This is a genomic window from Glycomyces tenuis DSM 44171, from assembly GCF_000427885.1.
Taxonomy (GTDB): Bacteria; Actinomycetota; Actinomycetes; order Mycobacteriales; family Micromonosporaceae; genus Glycomyces; species Glycomyces tenuis.
Genome location: NZ_ATYW01000011.1, coordinates 110,980 through 131,072, shown reverse-complemented (window position 1 = coordinate 131,072; position 20,093 = coordinate 110,980). Strand labels below are relative to the sequence as shown.

Annotated in this window: 15 protein-coding genes and 1 pseudogene; 3 read left to right on the top strand and 13 right to left on the bottom strand. The window is 72.9% G+C overall.

What is annotated here, in order from left to right; genetic code table 11:
• The 4 genes from narI to YWW_RS0114615 are packed head-to-tail and all read right to left on the bottom strand — an operon-like array spanning position 1 to position 6,870.
• On the bottom strand, positions 1–744 hold the full coding sequence (gene narI / locus YWW_RS0114630; protein WP_026930693.1) for a respiratory nitrate reductase subunit gamma: 744 nt from the start codon (positions 742–744) through the stop codon (positions 1–3).
• Positions 741–1,433, bottom strand: coding sequence for a nitrate reductase molybdenum cofactor assembly chaperone (gene narJ, locus YWW_RS0114625; protein WP_026930692.1), 693 nt, complete (start codon positions 1,431–1,433; stop codon positions 741–743). The genes narI and narJ overlap by 4 nt, the downstream gene beginning before the upstream one ends.
• Positions 1,430–3,136 carry a nitrate reductase subunit beta gene (narH, locus tag YWW_RS30580; protein ID WP_051325834.1) on the bottom strand — a complete coding sequence of 569 codons (1,707 nt, stop codon included), beginning with the start codon at positions 3,134–3,136 and terminating at the stop codon, positions 1,430–1,432. The genes narJ and narH overlap by 4 nt, the downstream gene beginning before the upstream one ends.
• Positions 3,136–6,870 (bottom strand): nitrate reductase subunit alpha, encoded by a 3,735-nt coding sequence (locus YWW_RS0114615; protein WP_026930691.1) that lies wholly within the window; start codon positions 6,868–6,870, stop codon positions 3,136–3,138. Before YWW_RS0114615 ends, narH begins: the two co-directional genes overlap by 1 nt.
• 134 nt (positions 6,871–7,004) lie before the next feature.
• Here YWW_RS0114615 and YWW_RS0114610 point away from each other — a divergent pair, with 134 nt between their 5' ends.
• The 3 genes from YWW_RS0114610 (at position 7,005) to YWW_RS30575 (ending at position 10,824) form a co-directional block, all read left to right on the top strand.
• Complete coding sequence (locus YWW_RS0114610; RefSeq protein WP_051325833.1) at positions 7,005–8,210, top strand: MFS transporter; 1,206 nt, start codon at positions 7,005–7,007, stop codon at positions 8,208–8,210.
• A 110-nt stretch (positions 8,211–8,320) separates the two neighbouring features.
• Positions 8,321–9,568, top strand: coding sequence for an MFS transporter (locus YWW_RS0114605; protein ID WP_051325832.1), 1,248 nt, complete (start codon positions 8,321–8,323; stop codon positions 9,566–9,568).
• Between the two features lie 41 nt (positions 9,569–9,609).
• Positions 9,610–10,824, top strand: coding sequence for a M20 metallopeptidase family protein (locus tag YWW_RS30575; RefSeq protein WP_035704552.1), 1,215 nt, complete (start codon positions 9,610–9,612; stop codon positions 10,822–10,824).
• Here the strand turns inward: YWW_RS30575 and YWW_RS0114595 are convergent.
• From YWW_RS0114595 to YWW_RS30560, 9 genes and pseudogenes are all read right to left on the bottom strand, one after another.
• A complete protein-coding gene (locus YWW_RS0114595) occupies positions 10,799–11,923 on the bottom strand; it encodes a magnesium and cobalt transport protein CorA (RefSeq protein WP_081687478.1) in 1,125 nt (374 codons plus the stop codon). The genes YWW_RS30575 and YWW_RS0114595 overlap by 26 nt on opposite strands.
• 212 nt (positions 11,924–12,135) lie before the next feature.
• Positions 12,136–12,750, bottom strand: a pseudogene (locus tag YWW_RS30570) (polysaccharide deacetylase family protein); the annotation flags it as partial.
• A gap of 290 nt (positions 12,751–13,040) precedes the next feature.
• Positions 13,041–14,060 (bottom strand): LacI family DNA-binding transcriptional regulator, encoded by a 1,020-nt coding sequence (locus YWW_RS0114585; RefSeq protein WP_035697637.1) that lies wholly within the window; start codon positions 14,058–14,060, stop codon positions 13,041–13,043.
• A complete protein-coding gene (locus YWW_RS0114580) occupies positions 14,057–15,586 on the bottom strand; it encodes an alpha-N-arabinofuranosidase (RefSeq protein WP_026930686.1) in 1,530 nt (509 codons plus the stop codon). Before YWW_RS0114580 ends, YWW_RS0114585 begins: the two co-directional genes overlap by 4 nt.
• Before the next feature lie 87 nt (positions 15,587–15,673).
• Positions 15,674–16,531 (bottom strand): MBL fold metallo-hydrolase, encoded by an 858-nt coding sequence (locus YWW_RS30565; RefSeq protein WP_081687462.1) that lies wholly within the window; start codon positions 16,529–16,531, stop codon positions 15,674–15,676.
• Between the two features lie 52 nt (positions 16,532–16,583).
• Positions 16,584–17,756, bottom strand: a complete 1,173-nt coding sequence (locus YWW_RS0114570; RefSeq protein ID WP_026930685.1) for an ABC transporter permease — start codon at positions 17,754–17,756, stop codon at positions 16,584–16,586.
• On the bottom strand, positions 17,743–18,426 hold the full coding sequence (locus YWW_RS0114565; RefSeq protein ID WP_026930684.1) for an ABC transporter ATP-binding protein: 684 nt from the start codon (positions 18,424–18,426) through the stop codon (positions 17,743–17,745). The genes YWW_RS0114570 and YWW_RS0114565 overlap by 14 nt, the downstream gene beginning before the upstream one ends.
• Positions 18,423–19,487 carry a peptidoglycan-binding protein gene (locus YWW_RS0114560; RefSeq protein WP_026930683.1) on the bottom strand — a complete coding sequence of 355 codons (1,065 nt, stop codon included), beginning with the start codon at positions 19,485–19,487 and terminating at the stop codon, positions 18,423–18,425. The genes YWW_RS0114565 and YWW_RS0114560 overlap by 4 nt, the downstream gene beginning before the upstream one ends.
• Positions 19,484–19,993 (bottom strand): hypothetical protein, encoded by a 510-nt coding sequence (locus YWW_RS30560; protein WP_155830184.1) that lies wholly within the window; start codon positions 19,991–19,993, stop codon positions 19,484–19,486. Before YWW_RS30560 ends, YWW_RS0114560 begins: the two co-directional genes overlap by 4 nt.
• Between the last annotated feature and the right edge of the window lie 100 nt (positions 19,994–20,093).

Here is a 20,093-nt window from a genome sequence, read left to right as displayed (position 1 = left end):
TCAGCTCCAGCCGCGGCGGGCCGGGCGCGTCGCCCCGGCGGCCTCGCGGCCCCGTGAGCGGTAGACCACGTACGGCCGGAACAGATATCCGACTGGAGCGCTGAAGGCGTGGACGAGGCGGCTGAACGGGAACAGCGCGAACAGCGCCAGGCCGATCAGCGCGTGGACCTTGAAGCCCGTCCCGGCCGCCGACATGGCCGCCACGTCCGGCCGCAGCACCCAGACGCTGCGGAACCACACCGAGACGGTCTCGCGGTAGTCGTTCTCGTGGCCGCCGGTCAGCCCCGTGTAGGCCGACAGCATCGTCACGGCCACCCCGGAGACGATGGCGGAGGCGAGCACCAGGTACATCGTCTTGTCGTTGACGGTGGTGGCGCTGAACACCGGCCCGGTGGTGCGCCGCCGCCAGATCAGCAGCGCGATGCCGCCGAGGGTCGTCACCCCGGCGAGCAGGCCGAGCGAGAGGGCCGTCGCGTGGTACGCCCCGCCGGTGACGCCGACGGCGCTCGTCCACGGCTCGGGGATGAGCAGGCCGACGACGTGCCCGACGATCACCACCAGTATTCCGAAGTGGAACATGGGGCTGGCGATGCGCAGCAGCCGCGACTCGTACAGCTGCGAGGAGCGGGTGGTCCAGCCGAAGCGGTCGTAGCGGTAGCGCCAGACCGTGCCGCCCACCAGCACGGCGATCACGACGTACGGCAAAGCGCCCCACAGCAGGTAGTCGAGCGAGCCGGGGTTCACCGCGGCCCCCCGGTCCTGGACGGCATGCCCAGCGCGACGGCGCCGCGACCGCCCGGCGCGACGGCGCCGTCATCGCCCGGCGCGGCCGTCCCGCCGTACGGCTCCAGGCCGACGCCCTCGGTCGGCGGCCCGGCCTCGGCGAGCCGGAGCGCCCGCCGCCGCGTCTCCTCGCTCGGCGCCGGGAGCGTCGCGGCCACCGCGTCGAGGACGTCGGCGTACGGCGTGCCGCACTCGTGCAGGGCGCCGCGCAGCAGTTCGATGCCGGGCTGGAACGAGACGAGGAGCCGCTCGCCCCAGCCGCGGTCGCCGCGCGCGGCGAACTCGAGGACCACGGCCAGGTGGTCGGGGAGCTCGGCGCCGTCGAGCAGCCAACCGCAGCCGCGGTAGATCTCCTTGACGCGGGCGAGCGCGTGGCCTCTGCGGCGCGTGTCGCCGTCGGTGTAGTACGTCATGTGCAGCGCGCGGCGCCGCTTCAGATCGAAGGTCCGCACGTAGTGCGCGGCCAGCTCGAGTCCCGGTGCGGCCGCGGCGTGCTCGCAGAACCGCTCCAGCGGCCGCCCAGCGGCCTCGGGCAGTCCGGCGACGGCCCGGCGCACCAGGCCGAGCCTGCCGAGGCACGCCTCGTCCGGGTAGCACAGGAGCATCGCGGCGGCCTGCCTGGCGACGGCCCGATCGTCCGCAGTGGTCACCGCGCCTCCTCGTTCTCGGGCGCGCCGCCGTCCGCTTCGCGCCGCGAGGGGAACAGCCCCGCCGGGTGGCCGTTGCCGTCCCAGTTGAGCAGGTTGAACCGCCGCGGCGGCCTCGTGCGGCCCTCGCTGGTCTGGCGGCTCCGCAGCGCGTGGAAGTTCTCCACCGTGGCCGGTTGCGGCTGCCCCGAGGCCTCCCCGAACGGCACCGGGCCGCCCATGCCGCCCATGCCCGGCCCGCCCTCGAAGTCGAGCCCGCAGCCGATCTCGTCGATGACGCCCCGGTCGGCCTCGTCCACGCCGTACGCGGTGGGGATGACGTAGCGCTCGTCGTACTTCGCCAGCGCCAGCAGCCGGTACATCCGCTCGATGTCGCCGCCGCTCATGCCGACGGCCTCGGCGATCGACTCGTCGGCCGCCTCGCCGAGGTTGACGCGCCTCATGTACGAGCGCATCGCGGCCAGGCGCCGCAGCGTCCGCTCCACGGGCGCGGGGTCGCCCGCGGTGAACAGCTCGGCGAGGTACTCGACGGGGATGCGCAGCGTCTCGATGGCGCCGAACAGGTTCTGGGCGTCCTCGCCGTCGTGGCCGGTCTCGGCGAGCGCGTCGACCACCGGCGACAGCGGCGGGATGTACCAGACCATCGGCATCGTCCGGTACTCCGGGTGCAGCGGCAGCGCCACGCCGAAGCGCTTGGCCAGCAGGTAGACCGGGCTGCGCCGCGCCGATTCGATCCAGCGCTCGGGGATGCCGTCGCGGCGGGCCGCGGCCTGCACCTCCGGGTCGTCGGGGTCGAGGAACACGTCCAGCTGCGCCTCGTAGAGGTCCCGCTCGTCCTTGACGGCGGCGGCGGTGCCGACGCGTTCGACGTCGTAGAGGACGACGCCGAGGTAGCGCAGGCGCCCGACGCACGTCTCCGAGCAGACCGTCGGCAGGCCGACCTCGACGCGCGGGTAGCAGAGCGTGCACTTCTCGGCCTTGCCGGTCTTGTGGTTGAAGTACACCTTCTTGTAGGGGCAGCCGGTGACGCACATCCGCCAGCCGCGGCACTTGTCCTGGTCGACCAGCACGATGCCGTCCTCGCTGCGCTTGTACATCGCGCCCGAAGGGCACGCGGCGACGCACGAGGGGTTGAGGCAGTGCTCGCAGATGCGCGGCAGGTAGAACATGAACGCCTCTTCGAAGGAGAACTTCACCTTGTCGCCGATCTTCTGCACGACGGGGTCGGCCGAGCCGAGCTCCTCGCCGCCGCCGAGGTCGTCGTCCCAGTTCGCGCTCCAGGAGATGTCCATCGGCTCGCCGGAGATGAGCGAGCGCGGCCTGGCGACGGGGACGTCGTCGCCCAGCGGGGCGGTGAGGAGGTGCTCGTAGTCGTACGTCCACGGCTCGTAGTAGTCCTGGATGGACGGCATCTTCGGGTTGGCGAAGATCGTCGCGAGCTTCTTGAGCCGCCCGCCCGCGCGCGGCTTGAGCCGCCCCGCGGCGGTGCGCTTCCAGCCGCCCTGCCAGCGCTCCTGGTCCTCGTAGCGCCTCGGGTAGCCCTGGCCGGGCCGGGTCTCGACGTTGTTGAACCACACGTACTCCACGCCCGAGCGGTTCGTCCACGCCTGCTTGCACGTCACCGAGCAGGTGTGGCACCCGATGCACTTGTCGAGGTTCATCACCATGGCCACGTGGGCCATGACCTTCCCGATCCGCTCGCCCATCAGTAGCGCACCTCCTGCGTCCGCTTGCGCACGACCGTGACCTCGTCTCTCTGGTTGCCGGTGGGCCCGATGTAGTTGAAGCCGTAGCTGAACTGCGCGTAGCCGCCGATGAGGTGCGTCGGCTTGACCAACAGGCGCGTGAGCGAGTTGTGGATGCCGCCCCGCCGGCCGGTGGTCTCGGTCTTCGGGACGTCGATCAGGCGCTCCTGCGCGTGGTACATGTAGACGGTCCCTTCGGGCATGCGGTGGGAGACGACGAGCCGGGCGGCGACGACGCCGTTGCGGTTGACCGCCTCGACCCAGTCGTTGTCGGCCGCGCCGATGGCCTCGGCGTCGCCCGGGCTCATCCAGATCGTCGGCCCGCCCCGCGAGAGGGTGAGCATCAGCAGGTTGTCCTGGTACTCGGAGTGGATGGACCACTTCGAGTGCGGCGTCAGGTACCTGACGGCCACCTCCCGCCGCCCCGTCGGACCCGCCTCCGGCTCTCCGCTGTGCCGCTCGGTTCGGATCGCAGGCTCTCCGCTGTGCCGCTCGGTTCGGATCGCAGGCTCTCCGAACAGTTCCGCCATGTTCAAGGGCGGCCGGTAGACCGGCAGCGCCTCGCCGAACTCGTGCATCCAGTCGTGGTCCATGTAGAAGTGCTGGCGGCCGGTGAGGGTGTGCCACGGCTTGTCGTGCTCGACGTTGATCGTGAACGGCGAGTAGCGCCGGTCGTGGGCCTCCTTGCCGGACCACTCCGGGCTCGAGCCCACCGGGGTCGGGCCCCGCTGGGCGTCGGTGAAGACGACCCGCCGCTCGGCCGAGGCGTGGACGAGCTCGGCCATGTCGGTGCCGGTCCGCTCGGCGAGACGCCGGAAGCCCTGCGCGGCGAGCCGCCCGTTGCTGGTGCCCGAGAGCGCGAGGATCATCTCGCACGCCTTGACGTCGGTGTCGAGGCTCGGCCTGCCCGCGGCGGGCCCCTCGGCGACGCGGCCGCCCCGCTCGCCGAGCCAGCGGACCTCGGCGTCGGGGGTGAACGCGAGGCCCTTGACCGGCAGCCCGGCGGTCTCGGCCAGCGGCCCGAGCGCGGCCATCTTCGCGGCCACGGCGGCGTAGTCGCGTTCGACGGCGACGATGCCCGGCATCGTCCGGCCCGGCACCGGCGCCGCTCCGTCGCGCCCCCAATCGGGCGCGGTGCCGCCCGGCTGCGCCATCTCGCCGGGCGTGTCGTGCTGGTGCGGCACGGCGACGAGGTCGGTGACGGTGCCCAGGCGCGTCGCGGCGAGCTCGGAGAACCGCCTCGCGATCGCGTGGAAGGCCTCGAAGTCGGTGCGGGCCTGCCACGGCGGGTCGATCGCGGGGGAGAAGGCGTGGACGAACGGGTGCATGTCCGTGGTGGACAGGTCGTGCTTCTCGTACCAGGTGGCGGCCGGGAGCACGATGTCGGACATGACGGTGGTGCTCGTCATGCGGAAGTCCAGCGACAGCAGCAGATCGAGCTTGCCCTCGGGGGCCGACTCGCGCCAGGCCACCTCGCTCGGGCGGTGCTCCGGCCCGGCCTCGGCGCCCTGGATCGCGGAGTCCGTGCCGAGCAGGTGCCGCAGGAAGTACTCGTCGCCCTTCGCCGAGGAACCGAGCAGATTGGACCGCCACACCGTCAGCACCCGCGGCCAGTTCTCGGGCGCGTCGGGATCCTCGCAGGCGAAGCGCAGGCTCCCGGCGGCGAGGCACGCGGCTATGTACTCGCCGGGGCTCTGGCCCGATTCGGCCGCTTCGCGGCCGAGCGTGAGCGGGTTGCGGTCGAAGGTCGGATAGGACGGCATCCAGCCCATGCGCGCCGAGGCGGCCACGAGGTCGGCGGTGTGCCGCCCGGCCAGGGTGCGCGGCCCTGTTTCGGAGAGCAGCGCGTCCGCGCCGTACGTGTCGTAGCGCCACTGGTCGGTGTGCAGGTACCAGTACGGGGTCGCGGCCATGAACCGCGGCGGGCGCGTCCAGTCGTTCGCCGAGGCGTACGCGGTCCAGCCCGCGAGGGTCCGGCACTTCTCCTGCCCCACGTAGTGCGCCCAGCCGCCGCCGTTGACGCCCTGGCAGCCGGTCAGCAGCAGCAGCGTGAGGAACGCGCGGTACATGGTGTCGCCGTGGAACCACTGGTTGGTGCCCGCCCCGAGGATGATCATGGCCCGCCCGCCGCTCGCCTCGGCGGTGTCGGCGAACTCGCGGGCGATGCGGGTGGCCCGCTCGGCCTTGACCCCGGTGACCGCCTCCTGCCAGGCGGGCGTGTACGGCTGCGCCGCGTCGTCGTAGCCGCTCGGCCACTCGCCGGGCAGCCCCGGCCGGGCCACCCCGTACTGGGCCAGCAGCAGGTCGAACACGGTGGTCACCAGTCGGCCCGCGACGCGCCGGGCCGGCACGCCCCGCGTCATGCGCCCGCCCTCGCCGTCGAAGCGCGGCAGGCGGACCTCGGCGATCTCGGCGTCGAGGCCGTACATGCTCAAGCGCGGCACCCGCCCTTCGAGGTCCAGGTTCCACCGCCCCGGGCGGTCGGGGTCCCAGCGGTGCCCGAGCGTCCCGGCCGGCGCCACCGCCTCGCCGGTGGCCTCGTCGACGAACACCGGCTTCCACTCGCCGTACGGCTCCTCGCCGGGCAGCGCCGCCGCCGTCAAGAACTTCCCCGGCACCGGACGGCCGTCCTGCTCGTCCAGTTCTACGAGGAACGGCAGGTCGGTGAACTTGCGGACGTACGCCTCGAAGCGCTCCCGACGGCCCCGCACGAAGCACTCGCTGAGGATCACGTGCCCCATCGCCATCGCCAGCGCGCCGTCGGTGCCCGGCCGCGGGGCCAGCCACTCGTCGGCGAACTTCGTCGCGTCCGAGTAGTCGGGGGAGACCACCACGACCTTCTGGCCCCGGTAGCGGGCCTCGGCCATCCAGTGCGCGTCCGGCGTGCGCGTGACCGGCACGTTCGAGCCCCACAGCACCAGGTACGCCGCGTCCCACCAGTCCCCGGACTCCGGCACGTCGGTCTGATCGCCGAACACCTGCGGGCTGGCCACCGGCAGGTCGGCGTACCAGTCGTAGAACGACAGCATCGAGCCGCCGATGAGGTTCACGAACCGCGCGCCGACCCCGTGCGAGACCTGCGACATCGCCGGGATCGGACTGAACCCGGCGATCCGGTCGGGCCCGTACCGCGCGATCGTGTACACGTGCGCCGCCGCGGCGATCTCCACCGCCTCGTCCCAGGTGATGCGCACCAGCCCGCCCTTGCCGCGCGCCGACTGGTATCGCAGGCGCTTGAGCGGGTCCTCGGTGATCTCCGACCACGCCAGCACCGGGTCGCCGAGCCTCGCCTTCGCCTCCCGGTACATCTCGACCAGGACGCCGCGCCCGTACGGGTACCGCACCCGAGTGGGGGAGTAGGTGTACCAGGAGAACGCCGCGCCCCTCGGGCAGCCGCGCGGCTCGTACTCGGGGCGGTCGGGCCCCACCGACGGGTAGTCGGTCGCCTGCGTCTCCCAGGTGATGATCCCGTCCTTGACGTAGACGTTCCACGAGCACGAGCCGGTGCAGTTGACCCCGTGCGTCGAGCGCACCACCTTGTCGTGGCTCCACCGGTCCCGGTAGAACACGTCGCCCTCGCGACCGCCCTCTTTGAACACCGCGCGCAGATCGCCGGTGCTTCGGGCGCGGGTGAGGAACACGCCCGTGCGCAGCAGCAGGTCGGCCGCGCCTGCGGCGCCGTCGGGCTGGGCCACGTCGACCCCCTCTCAGGTCCGGTGCACGGCGAGCATGCCGATCACTTTAGAGACTTTCGTCCCTTGAGACCGGTGCATTGGCCATACTGTGCCCGGGCCCGTCCCGATGCGGCGGGCCCCGAGGAGGACGGCCGATGAGCACCGGCATCGACGAGCCGAAGGCGGCGGAGCGCACCGGGGCGGGCGCCAACCTGGCGCTGGCGACGGCCGTGTTCGCGCTGACGTTCTGGGCGTGGAACCTGATCGGCCCGCTGTCGAAGACCTACTCCGAGCGCCTCGGCCTCGGCCCGACGCAGACGGCGCTCCTGGTGGCCTTCCCGGTCCTGGTCGGCGCGGTGGGCCGCATCCCGGTGGGCGTCCTGACCGACCGCTACGGCGGGCGGCGCATGTTCACCGCGATCTGCCTCGTCACCGTCGTCCCGACCGCCATGGTCGGCTTCTCGAGCGACTCCTATGCGGCCCTGCTCGTCTCGGGTTTCCTCCTCGGCGTCGCCGGGACCTCCTTCGCGGTCGGCGTCCCCTTCGCGAACGCCTGGTACCGGCCCGAACGCCGCGGCTTCGCCACCGGCGTCTTCGGCGCGGGCATGGGCGGCACGGCCCTGTCGGCGTGGCTGACGCCCCCGCTGGTCGAGTCCTTCGGGCTGCTGCGGACCCACCTGGTCATGTGCGCGGCGCTGGTGGTCGCGGCCGTCGTCTCCTGGACGGCCATGCGCGACGCCCCCGGCTGGCGGCCGAACCGCGAGCCCGCCCTGCCGCGCTTCACCGCGGCCCTGAAGCTCAAGGCCACCTGGCAGCTGTCCATGCTGTACGCCCTGGCGTTCGGCGGCTTCGTCGCGTTCTCCACCTACCTGCCGACGATGCTGACCACCGCCTACGACTTCGCGCAGACCGAGGCCGGGATGCGCACCGCCGGCTTCTCCCTCGCCGCCGTGGTCGCCCGCCCGCTCGGCGGCGCCCTGTCCGACCGGATCGGGCCGGTCAAGGTGTGCCTGGCCTCGTTCTTCGCCGCCGCCGCGATGGCCGTCGTGCTGGCCCTCCACCCGCCCGCGGAGATCCCGGCGGGCGTCTCCTTCGTGCTCATGGCGGCCGCGCTCGGGCTCGGCTCGGGCGGCGTCTTCGCGCTCGTCGCCAAGCTGATCGAGCCCTCCCGGGTCGGCACCGTCACCGGCGTGGTCGGCGCGGCCGGAGGCCTCGGCGGCTACTTCCCGCCGCTGGTGATGGGCGTCGTCTTCCAGCTGACCGGCGCCTACGCGATCGGGCTGCTCCTGCTGGCCGCCGCGGCGCTCGGCGTCGGCCTGTTCACCGCGCGGGCCTTCCGCTCCAAGGCGGGAGTCGCGTAGGTCTCCATTCCCGGGAAACCGCTTGGCAGGCGCTCACCCGCGGATGCATCCTTGTTCGAGGCTCGAACAAACAGCCGAGCACTCCGGAACCACCGTTCGATTGGACCGCCGTGACCGATGCCGCCGTGCAGGCGACCGCCCCCGCCCGCCTCGAGCCCGAGCTGGCCCGCTGGCGCAACGCCGTCCTCGTGATCTTCGCCCTCTCCGGCTTCGTCTTCGCGAACTGGGCCGCCCGCATCCCCAACGTCCGCGACGTCCTCGGCGCCACCACCGGCGAGATGGGCGTCCTCATCGTCGGCATGTCGATCGGCGCGATCCTCGGCCTCATCGCCTCCAGCCACGTCATCACCCGCCTCGGGGCCAGCGCCGCGATCCGCTGGTTCCTCACCCTGGCCGCCGTCGGCCTGATCGCCGTGGGCGCCATCGCCGACCTCACGCCGAACTACTGGGCCCTGTTCGCCGCGCTCATGGTGCTCGGCGCGGGCAACTCGGTGCTCGACGTCGCCATGAACCTCTCCGGCGCCGCCAACGAGCGCCGGGTCGGGCGCACCCTCATGCCGCTGTTCCACGCCGCGTTCAGCATCGGCACGATCCTCGGCGCCGGGCTCGGCGCGCTCACCGAGAAGCTCGACGTCCCCGTCGGCGCCCACCTGGTCGCCACCGGGGCCGTCGCGATCGCGGTCGGCCTGGTCACCGTCCGCTTCCTCCAGCCCGCCGAGGAGCCGAGCACGGCGGACGAGGCGGGCGGGCACGCCGGCTGGCGATCGCGCCTGGCGCCCTGGAAGGACCCGCGCATCCTGCTCATCGGCCTGATCATCCTCGGCATGGCCTTCACCGAGGGCACCGCCAACGACTGGCTCGGCCTGGCGATGGTCGACGGCTACGACTTCTCGAACGCCGGCGGCGCCGCGGCCTTCGCGGTGTTCGTCACGGCGATGACCGCCGGGCGCCTGTGCGGCGGCATGGTCCTCGACCGCTTCGGCCGGGTGCCGGTGCTGGCCGGCTCGGCGGCGATGGCGATCGCCGGGCTGCTGCTGGTGATCATCGGCCCGACCGCGGCGATGGCGATCGCCGGGATCGTCCTGTGGGGGCTGGGCGCCTCGCTCGGCTTCCCGGTCGGCATGTCGGCCGCCGCCGACGACCCGGAGCGGGCCACGGCGAACGTCGCGGCGGTGGCGACCATCGGCTACACGGCGTTCCTCATCGGGCCGCCGCTGCTGGGCCTCCTCGGCGACGAGGTGGGCCTGCGCAACGCGTTCATCGTCGTCCTCGTCCTGGTCGCCGTGGCGATGCTGTGCTCGCCCGCGGCCCGCAAGCCGGGCCACCCGGCCGGGCAGGCCACGCCCGAGCAGCCGTGACAGTATTGCCGCGGACGACCCACCGACCCCAGGGAGCGCGCATGAACCTCCGGGAAGAGGCCGCGGCCATCGAAGACGAGCTGATCGCCCTGCGGCGCGAGCTGCACCGCATCCCCGAGATCGGGCTCGAGCTGCCGAAGACCCAGGCCGCGGTCCTGGCCGCCCTCGACGGGCTGCCGCTCGAGATCACCACCGGCGAGGGCCTGTCCTCGGTCACGGCCGTCCTGCACGGCGGCGGCCCGGGGCCGGTGGTGCTGCTGCGCGGCGACATGGACGCCCTCCCCGTCGCCGAGGAATCCGACGCGGACTACGTCTCGGGCCACGACGGCGTCATGCACGCCTGCGGCCACGACCTGCACACCGCCGGACTCGTCGGCGCCGCCCGCCTCCTGAGCGCCCACCGCGCCGAGCTCGCGGGCGACGTCGTCTTCATGTTCCAGCCCGGCGAGGAGGGCTTCGACGGCGCCGGGCACATGATCGCCGAAGGCGTCCTGGAGGCCGCCGGGCGGCCCGCCGACGCCGCCTACGGCCTCCACGTCGTCTCCGACATGGTGCCGCGCGGCGTCTTCACCACCCGGCCCGGCCCGATGATGTCCGCCTCCGCCGGCCTGTTCGTGCGCGTCGTCGGCGCCGGCGGGCACGGCTCGCGCCCGCACAAGGCGCTCGACCCCGTCCCGGCCGCCTGCGAGATGGTCACCGCCCTCCAGACGCTGGTCACGCGCCGCTTCAGCACCTTCGAACCCGTGGTGGTCACCGTCGGCAGCCTCCACGCGGGCACCAAGCGCAACATCATCCCCGACGACGCGGTCTTCGAGGCCACCGTCCGCACCTTCTCCCAGGACACCGCCGAGCGGGTCGCCGAGCAGGCCGTGCGGCTGTGCGAGGGCATCGCCGCCGCGCACGGCCTCACCGCCGAGGTCCGCTACGACGGCGAGTACCCGGCCACGGTCAACCGCGCCGAGGAGGCGGACTTCGTCGCCGAGACCGTGCGGGAGCTGTTCGGCGCCGAGCGCTACCTCGAGATGCCCGAGCCGAACATGGGTTCGGAGGACTTCTCGCGGGTGCTCCAGGCGGTGCCGGGCAGCTACCTCTTCCTCGGCGCCTGCGCCGGGGACGACCACACGCTCGCGGCGGCGAACCACTCGCCGCGCGCCGCCTTCGACGACAGTGTGCTCGCCGACGGCGCCGCGCTGCTCGCCGAGCTCGCCGTCCGCCGGATGCGGCGCGGCCTCACATCCAGCGGCGCCACTTCATGACCCCGTACAGCGTCAGCGAGACCATGACCATCAAGGCCAGCGCGAAGGGGTAGCCCAGCGCCCAGTGCAGCTCGGGCATGTCGTCGAAGTTCATGCCGTACACGGTGCCGACCAGCGTGGGCGCGAACAGGATCGCCGCCCACGCCGAGATCTTCTTGACCTCTTCGTTCTGGGTCAGGCTCGCCTCGCTGAGGCGCCGCATCTCCTCGTTCTGGCGCTGGCCGACCACCGCGGCGTTCAAGGTCAGCATGGTGCTCAGCAGCTCCCGGAAGGAGTCGAGCCGCTCGGCCACCCGCACGGTGTGGTCCTCGACGTCCCTCAGGTGCCGCTGGAGTTCGAGGTCGACGTCGTACTTGCCGAAGCCCGAACGCAGCGAGGAGAACAGGTCGAGCAGCGGCTCGACGGCGCGCCGGAACTCGATGACCTCGCGGCCGAGCTGGTAGATCCGCCGCGAGACCTCGACGTCGCCGTCGAAGACCTGCGTCTCGATCTCGTCGAGGTCGTTCGCGAGGCCGCGCAGCACCGGCGAGTAGTCGTCGACGATCTTGTCGAGGATCGCGTACAGCACCGCCTCGGGGCCCAGGCGCAGCAGCTCCGGCTGCGATTCGAGGCGGCGGCGCACCGGCCGCAGGTCGGGCGTCTCGGAGTGGCGGATGGTGACCACGAAGTCCGGTCCCACGAAGACGTGCAGCTCGCCGACCTCGACCACTTCGATCGGGTCGACGTAGCGGGCCGGCCTGAGCACGATGAACAGGGTCTCGCCGTAGCGTTCGAGTTTGGGCCGCTGGTGGGCTTCGAGGGCGTCCTCGACGGCGAGCTCGTGGAGCCCGAACTCGGCGGCGATCGAGTCGATGGCGGCCTTGTCGGGCCGGTAGAGGCCGATCCAGCCCATGCCGCGGTGCTCGCGCACGAGCTCGTAGGTCTGCTCGAGCGACTCCGGTTCGAGGCGCGCGCCGTCGGCGTAGACGGCGTTGTCGACCACCGACTCCTCCGACGGCGGCGGGACCGCCGGCCGGCGCTCGGCGGCTTCGGACGCGGGGCGCCCGCCCGAGTGGCGGGGGCGCAGCGACGCCAGGGAGTCCTTGACGGCCCTGCCCATCTGCTTGCCGCTCTGCCGGTGCCCCCGGCCGTCCTCGGGCCCGGTCGGGCGCGACCGCCACCGGTCCGCGAGCCGGTCGAACATGCCCATATCGCCTCCAGCGCGTTCTGCGCGGGCGCCCGAGCGGCGGCGCCCGTCGATTCGAGTGCGCTTCACCGTACAGCGGGGCCGCCGCCGCGCGGCGCGGCGGCGGCCCGGTGCGGTCGTCAGGCGGGTGCCACGGCCCGGCCGGTGGACGGGGAGATCATGCCCGTGCACAGCCCGCGGCTCTCCAGATCGGCGACGATCTGGGGCACGGCGTCGATGGTGGTCTGGTAGTTGTCGTGCATCAGGATCACGCCGCCGTTCTGGAGGCCGCGCGCGGCCTGGACGATCTCGGCGGTGGACGCCCCGGCCCAGTCGCGCGAGTCGACGTCCCAGATGACCTCGGTGAGGCCGTACTGCGCCTCGACGGACTTGAGCGTCGCGTTGGTCTCGCCGTACGGCGGGCGGAACAGGGTCGGGGCGGTCCCGATGGCCTGCTGGATCGCCTGCTGGGTCCGGGAGATCTCGGAGGCCATCTCGGCGGCGCTGAGCTGCGTCATGTGCGGGTGGCTCCAGGAGTGGTTGGCGGTCCACATCCCGGCGTTCTGCTGGGCCTGCACCAGCGACGGGTGGGTCTGGGCGTTCTGCCCGGTGTTGAAGAACGTCGCCCGCGCCCCGGCGGCCTGGAGCGCGCCGATGAGCCGCTGCGTGGTGTTCGGGTTGGGGCCGTCGTCGTAGGTGAGCGCCACGTAGCCGTCGCAGGCGGCCGCGTGCGAGTCGGTCTGGGGGATCGTGAACGCCATGACTGCTCCGAGCGTCGCGACGGCTGCTGCCAGGACGGTGGTGAGTGGACGTCTGCGGCGGATGCCGGACATCGTGCCCTCCTCAGGGAGTGTGGGGCCGATGCGCCCGATGAGGGTCGAGCGTCGTCGGCCGACGGGTGTCTATCCGTGTCGACGAGCTCGAAGGGCGAAAACCCCGGTCGCGCTATGAGGGGGGCGACTGCCGAGTTCCGTATATATACAAGAACTTCAATGAGTATGCCGCAGGGGGCGCCATGATCGCAAGGCCCCCTTCGCGAGCGGCTCCGGCCTCAGCGGGTGGACTCGCGCTCGGCGATCGTGAACGGCGCGGTGTGCTCGGTGGCCGGGCGCTCGGGGTCCTCGATGCGGGCGGTGACCAGCTCGACGGCCTTCGCGGCCATCCAGCGGTGGTCGGGCGAGACCGTCGACAGCGACGGCACCATGATCTCGGCGTCGGGGACGTCGTCGAAGCCGATGAGCCGCACGTCGTCGGGAACGCGGACGCCCCGGTCGGCGAAGCCGCGCAGGAGCCCCTGGGCGACGCCGTCGGTCACCGCCACCGCGCCGTCGAACCCGAGTCCGGAGTCGACCATGCGGTGGGCGGCCCGCCTCCCGCCCCGGGCGTTCATCTCGTCGAGCGCCACCAGCAGCTCCGGCTCGGCCGCCAGGCCCCGCTCCAGCAGCGCGGCCAGGTAGCCGCGGTGGCGGCGGGTCACGACGTTGACGTCGCCGTCGCCGAGGGCGCCGGTGACGATCGCGATCCGCCTGCACCCGCGGTCGGCGAGGTGCTCGGCGGCGGCCTTCGTGCCCTCCTCGTTCGGCATCGCGACGTGGTCGAAGCTCGCCGCGAAGTCCCGCTCGCCGAGCATCACCATCGGGATGCCGCCGCCGACCAGGCGCTGGTCGGCCGGGTCGAGCCCGGAGGCGGAGAGGATGAGGCCGTCGAACTGGAGCTTGTGCGACTGGGCGATCACCTCGAACTCGCCCTCGGCGGCGGCGCCGGTCTGCTCGATCGCGATGTGGAAGCCGCGGCCGGCGGCCTCCTCGATGACGTGCTCGGCGAGGAGCCCGAAGTAGGCGCTGTTGACGTGCGGCACGGCCAGGCCGAGCACGCCGGTCCGCCCGGACCGGAGGGTCCGGGCGGAGACGTTGATGCGGTAGCCGGACTCGCGCACGACCTCCAGGACACGGCGGCGCACCGGCTCCGAGACGCCCGGCCGGTTGTTGATGACGTTGGAGACGGTCATCTTCGACACCCCGGCCAGGCGCGCGACGTCGCCCATGGTCACCGTGCCCTGCCCCGCCGTCATGCGATGCGGCCCTCCACGGTGACGAAGGAGTGGGCCGGGAGGTGGACGCGCAGTCCCTTGTCGGTGGCGGTGACGCCCTCGTGCGCGCGGGGCGCGACGGCGTCGGGCGTCTCGGGCGTGTTGTGCGCCTGGAGCGCCCCGGCGGTCAGGATGCGGGAGGTCACCTCGCCCACGGTACCGCCGCGCAGGTCGAGCTCGACGTCGGCCGCCCCTTCCGCATCCAGGTTGGACAGGGAGACGAGCAGGCGCCCGTCCTTGCGGGAGGCCGAGACCGAGACGGTGGACAGCTCCCGCCCCTCGACCTCGCGGCTCGGGAGCCCGGCCGGGGTGTCGACCCGCAGCGACGCGGCGTCCTGGTGGCCCTTGTTCATCTCGAACACGTGGTAGGTCGGGGTGAGCACCAGGGCCCCGGAGTCGGGGTCGGTCAGGACCATCGCCTGGAGCACGTTCACCGTCTGGGCGATGTTCGCCATGACCAGGCGGTCGGCGTGCCGGTGGAAGACGTCGAAGTGGACGCCGGCGACGAGGGCGTCGCGCATCGTGTTCTGCTGGTACAGGAACCCGGGATTCGTGCCCGGCTCCACGGTCCACCAGGTGCCCCACTCGTCCAGGACCAGGCCGACCTCCTTGCCCGGGTCGTAGCAGTCCATGACGTTCGCGTGCCCGGTGAGCAGCTCGTCGACGCGGGCGGCCTTCGCCATCGTCGTGTAGTACTCCTCCTCGGTGAACTCGGTCGCCGAGCCCTTGTCGGCCCAGGTCCCCGCCATCGTGTAGTAGTGCACCGAGACGGCGTGGTACATCGAGTTGTTGACCCGCTGGCAGCCGAGGTGGCCCAGTTGCTTCATGAGCGTCTCGGTCCAGCCGTAGTCGAAGTCGGCGGCGCCGGCGGCGATCTTGTACAGCTTGTTCTCGCCGTAGCTGCGGCAGTAGGTGGCGTACTTGCGCGCTTCGAGGGCGTACTGCTCGGCGGACATGTTGCCCCCGCAGCCCCACGTCTCGTTGCCCAGGCCCCAGTACTCGACCTTCCACGGCTCCTCGCGGCCGTTGGCCTTGCGCAGGCGCACCATCGGCGAGTCGCCCTCGCGGGTGAGGTACTCGACCCACTCGCTCATCTCCCGCACGGTGCCCGAGCCGACGTTCCCCGAGATGTACGGCTCGGCCCCGAGCAGCTCGCACAGGGCCATGAACTCGTGGGTGCCGAAGTGGTTGTTCTCCTCGACCCCGCCCCAGTGCGTGTTGACCATGACGGCCCGGTCCTCCTTGGGGCCGATGCCGTCCTTCCAGTGGTACTCGTCGGCGAAGCACCCGCCCGGCCAGCGCAGGTTCGGGATGTCCAGGGCCCGCAGCGCCTCGACCACGTCGAGGCGGATGCCGCCCTCGTTCGGGATGTCGGAGTCGGGCCCGACGTAGAAGCCGCCGTAGATGCACCGTCCGAGGTGCTCGGCGAAGTGGCCGTACACGTGCCGGCTGATCCGCGGGCCTTCCAGGTCCACGTTGACGACCGCCGGTACGACGTTGTGAGGCATGGGAGCGTCCTTCTGGGGGAGATGTGGGAACCGCACCGCTTCTTTATCGATACAGCTGCGGTCACTTTACCGTTACAGTCGCCGTTGTCAAGAGGAGCCGCCACCCGGCGGGACCGCGCTTCCTCCCGGGCCCCGGCGCCCCGCCGCGGCGAACGGCTCGGTCAGGTGCGGCGTGGCGATCGAGCCGCCCGCCTCGGCGACGCGCCGCAGCAGCGCCTCGCGGCTCTCGCGGGCGGTCCGCCGATCGGACTCCAGCTCGTACGCCACCTCGGGGTGCAGCAGCTGGACGGCGTGGACGAGGACGTCGCCGGTGACCGCGACGAGCCCGCCGCCGGACTCGACCAGGACGCTCTGGTGCCCCGGGGTGTGCCCCGGCGTCGGGACCACGCGCGAGCGCCGCGTCAGCGCGTGCTCGCCGTCGACGGCCGCGAGCCGCCCGGCCTCGCGCAGCGGCTCGATCAGGATCTCGCGCAGCTGCGGGTTCAACTCCTCGACGGCGTCGACTTCCCTGCGCTGCAAGACGTACCGCGCGTTCGCGAAGAACGGGCGCCGCTCCGGCCCGTCGGCGACCACCGCCCAGCCGACGTGGTCGGTGTGCAGGTGCGTGAGCACCACGGTGTCCACATCGGCCGGATCGATGCCCGCGGCGGCCAGCTCCGCCGGGAGGCGCCCCGGCACCGGCGCCCACGAGGCGGCCGGGCCGTCGGCGGGGCCGATCCCGGCGTCCACCACGGTGATCCCGGTGTCGTCGCGGATCGCGAAGGCCCGGAACTGGAGCCACCAGCGGCCGTCGCCGGTCACCGAACCGGGGTCGAAGCGGTCGGCCGCGTCCCACTGCTCGGCCGTGGCGTTCGGAAAGGCCTCGGACCGCTCGGCGAAGAACGGCCCCTCGCCGTCGGTGAGGGCGATGACCGTGGCGGATCCGATCTGGAGGCTCGGCGTCATGCCCGCGATCGTGCCACGGCGGGCCCGGCCCGCTCGGGCCGGGCCCGCCGCCTCACGGCGCGGTGAGCGCCTCGGTGGGGGACAGGCGCGCGGCCTTGACGGCCGGGTACAGCCCGGCGATCGCGCCGATCGCCGAGGTCGCGGCGACGCCCCCGCCCAGCACCCACGGCGGCACCGTCGGCGGCCAGCCCTGCCAGGCCGCGTACGCGGCGGTGATGGCGGCGCCGAGCACCACCCCGCCGACGCCGCCCAGGAGCGACAGCAGCAGCGACTCGGCGAGGAACTGGCCCCGCACGTCCGCCTTCGTCGCCCCCAGCGACCGCCGCAGGCCGATCTCCCCGCGCCGCTCCAGCACCGAGATGACCATCGTGTTCGCCACGCCGACGCCGCCGACGAGGAGCGCCACCGCGCCCAGGCCCAACAGCAGTCCGGTGAAGGTCTCCTCGGCGGCCTCGGCCGCCACGAGCGCGTCCGAAGGGCGCGAGACCTCGACCTCGTCGGGGTGCTCGGGGTAGGCCGTCGCGCCGAGCACCGACTGCACGTCGGTCACCGCCGCCTCGGCCGCCCGCGTGTAGACCGTCGTCGCGTGCGCATCGAAGTCCAGGTACGCCTCGGCGGCCTCCCAGCCGACGAGCGCCGCGCTGTCCAGCTCGGGGGCCAGCGCCGCCGGTTCCAGGACCCCGACGACGGTGAACCACTGGCCGCCGAGCCACACCTGCACGTCCGGGTCCGCCGGGACGCCGAGCCGCTCGGCGGCGTCGGCGCCCAGGACCACCGACGGGAAGGCCGCGGTCGCCTCCGTCAGCCACTGCCCCTCGGCCACCTCGCCGCCGACGACCTCGAGGAGGTCGAGCCTGGCGGCCTGGACGGTGATGCCGCCCGACTCGATCTCGGGGACATGGTCGTTGCGGTACACCGACGCCTCGGGCACGACGCCCGTCGCCGAGGTGTCCAGCACCGGCCCGATCCGCTCGATCATCGGCTCGGCCTCCAGCGGCAGCTGCGAGGCCTCCCCGAACACCGACTGGCCGGGCGCGGTCGTCAGCAGGTTGGTCCCGAGCGCGTCCAGACGCCGGTTCAGGTCCTCCGAGCTGGAGGCCGAGATGCCGACGACCGCCACCATCGCGGCGATCCCGATGGCGATGCCGATCGCCGAGAGCGTGACGCGCAGCGGCCTGGACCGCAGCCCGTAGGCGCCGACCCGCCAGACGTCAGCCCACCGCATCGCTCACCACCCTCCCGTCGCGCATCTCGATGCGCCGGGGCAGGCTCGCCGCGATCTCTCTGTCGTGCGTGATGATCACGACCGTCGTCCCGGCCTCGTTGAGACCGCGCAGCAGCGCCATGACCGTCTCGCCCGAGGCGGTGTCGAGGTTCCCGGTCGGCTCGTCGGCCAGCAGCAGCGTCGGCTCGCCGACGATCGCCCTGGCGATCGCCACCCGCTGGCGCTGCCCGCCGGACAGCTCGTGCGGCCGGTGGGAGACCCGCTCGCCCAGGCCCACGCGCTCGAGCGCGGCGGCGGCCCGCTCGCGCCGCCGCGACCTGGGCGCCCGCGCGTACAGCAGCCCGTCCGCCACATTGTCCAGAATCGGCACGCCCGGAGCGAGGTGGAACTGCTGGAACACGAATCCGAGCTCGGTCGAGCGCAGCCGCGACACCTCCCGGTCGGAGAGCGCGGCCACCTCCCGGCCCGCGACGCGTACCAGCCCCGACGTGGGCCGGTCGAGCGTCCCGGCCAGGTTCAGCAGTGTCGACTTGCCCGAGCCCGAAGGCCCGACGATCGCCACCAGCTCGCCGGCGTCGATCACCAGCGACACGTCCGACAGGGCCGTCACCCCCGGATAGGTCTTGCTCACCGACTCCAGCGTCACGACGCTCCGCTGGGGGCCGCTCATTCGGGCACCCCCACCAGCGCGCCCTCGGCGAGGCCCTCGCCGGAGACCTCGACGAGCCCGCCGGCGAACATCCCGGTCTCGACCGGCACCAGTTCGACCGAGTCGCCCTCGACGAGTTCCACCGCGTAGCCGCCCTCGCGGAGCGCCAGCAGCGCCTCGACGGGCACGACCAGCACGTCCTCGCGCGTCTCGGCGACCAGCTCGACCTTCACCGGAGCCGACTCCAGTCCGGCCACGGCCTCGGGGTCGTCGACGGCCACGGTCACCTCGACCGTGCTCTCCGCCTCGTCCTCCTGGCCGCCGCCGTCCTCGGCGGGGGCCGAGGCCACGGTCGCGGACACCTCGGCGACCTCGCCGCCGAGCTCGGTCCCGTCCGGCAGCGTCACCGTCACGGCCTGGCCCTCCACCGCCAAGTCCTGCTTGGCGGCCTCGAGGTCCACGGTGACGTGCTGCTCGTGGCCGGTGTACCCGAGCACCGGCCCCTTCCCGGCCGAGCCGACGTCGGCGGCGTGCCCGGCCACGCGCACCGCCGAGGGCAGGAACACGACCTCGCCGAGCGCGACCGTCCCCGTCCCGGGCGCGCCGAGGTCCTCCTGCCACTGCTCGACGGCCTCGGCGGTGGCGCCGGTGTACTCGTCGTCGACGGTGAAGCCGCCGTAGCCCAGCGCCGAGAGGTTCTCCTCCAACTGGGCCACATCGGCTCCCTCGGTGCCCGCCCCCATGGGCCGCCACATCGGCAGCACGCCGTCCATGGCCGTCACCGGCCGGTCGTCCACGTTCCAGACCGCATCCCCGGCCCCGATCGTGGATCCGACCTCGGGCAGCCACGTGATCGTGCCCGGCAGCGCGCCGGTCATCGTCTGGACCTCCCCGTACGAGAGGGTCCCGTCGACCTCCTCGGAGCGGGCCAGGTCCCGGCGCACGACCTCCGCGGTCGCGCCGGCCGTCTCATCGCCCCCGGCAGGGGCCTCGTCGCCGTCGAAGGCGGTGGCCGCGACGGCGACCGCCGCGGCCGCCACCACCGCGCCGGCGGGCAGCAGGATCCGCTTGACCGACCTCATCCGCGCAGCTCCTGGAGGACGTCCTCGCAGGCCGCCATGGCCGCTTCGAAGTCGGGGTCCTCGGCGGTCTCGGGGCCCATCATGATGCCGCCGCCGCTCTGCGGGTCGGGCATGTCCTCGACGCCGTTGTCCCGCATGCACTCGACGAACTCGAGGACCAGCTCCGGGTCGGGTCCGCCACCGCCGCCCGGCCCCCCGTCGGGGAGCTCTTCCTGGCAGGCCTCCTGGGCCGCCTCGAACTCGGGGTCCTCGCCGACCTCGGGGGTGAGCTGCATACCGCCGTTCGGGGAGGGGTCGGGCATGGCCTCGACCCCGTTGTCCCGCATGCATTCGACGTAGTTCTGCAGGGCCTCCTCGCGGCTCACCTCTTCTTCTTCGGCGGTCTCCGACTGCGTGGCGCCGCCGTCGACGCTCGCCACCGAGTCGTCCTCTGCGGCGTCCTCGCCGCACGCGGCGGCCGGCATCAGCGCCGAGACCGCGCCCGCGACGAGCAGTAGTCGTCTCATCGTCATAGCTCCCATCTGTGGAGTGCTCTGGAGCGACCCAGTGAATCCGGCGGCGCATGTGGCCGGCGTCAGCGTTCGCGCTTACACCGGCTTTATGCGC

Excerpts from the sequence above, each read along its gene's own strand:
- narH (WP_051325834.1), bottom strand. The coding sequence starts at position 3,136 with ATGGGCGAGCGGATCGGGAAGGTCATGGCCCACGTGGCCATGGTGATG.
- YWW_RS0114610 (WP_051325833.1), top strand. The coding sequence starts at position 7,005 with ATGAGCACCGGCATCGACGAGCCGAAGGCGGCGGAGCGCACCGGGGCG.
- YWW_RS30575 (WP_035704552.1), top strand. The coding sequence starts at position 9,610 with ATGAACCTCCGGGAAGAGGCCGCGGCCATCGAAGACGAGCTGATCGCC.
- YWW_RS0114595 (WP_081687478.1), bottom strand. The coding sequence starts at position 11,923 with ATGGGCAGGGCCGTCAAGGACTCCCTGGCGTCGCTGCGCCCCCGCCAC.
- YWW_RS0114585 (WP_035697637.1), bottom strand. The coding sequence starts at position 14,060 with ATGACGGCGGGGCAGGGCACGGTGACCATGGGCGACGTCGCGCGCCTG.
- YWW_RS0114580 (WP_026930686.1), bottom strand. The coding sequence starts at position 15,586 with ATGCCTCACAACGTCGTACCGGCGGTCGTCAACGTGGACCTGGAAGGC.
- YWW_RS30565 (WP_081687462.1), bottom strand. The coding sequence starts at position 16,531 with ATGACGCCGAGCCTCCAGATCGGATCCGCCACGGTCATCGCCCTCACC.
- YWW_RS0114570 (WP_026930685.1), bottom strand. The coding sequence starts at position 17,756 with ATGCGGTGGGCTGACGTCTGGCGGGTCGGCGCCTACGGGCTGCGGTCC.
- YWW_RS0114565 (WP_026930684.1), bottom strand. The coding sequence starts at position 18,426 with ATGAGCGGCCCCCAGCGGAGCGTCGTGACGCTGGAGTCGGTGAGCAAG.
- YWW_RS0114560 (WP_026930683.1), bottom strand. The coding sequence starts at position 19,487 with ATGAGGTCGGTCAAGCGGATCCTGCTGCCCGCCGGCGCGGTGGTGGCG.
- YWW_RS30560 (WP_155830184.1), bottom strand. The coding sequence starts at position 19,993 with ATGAGACGACTACTGCTCGTCGCGGGCGCGGTCTCGGCGCTGATGCCG.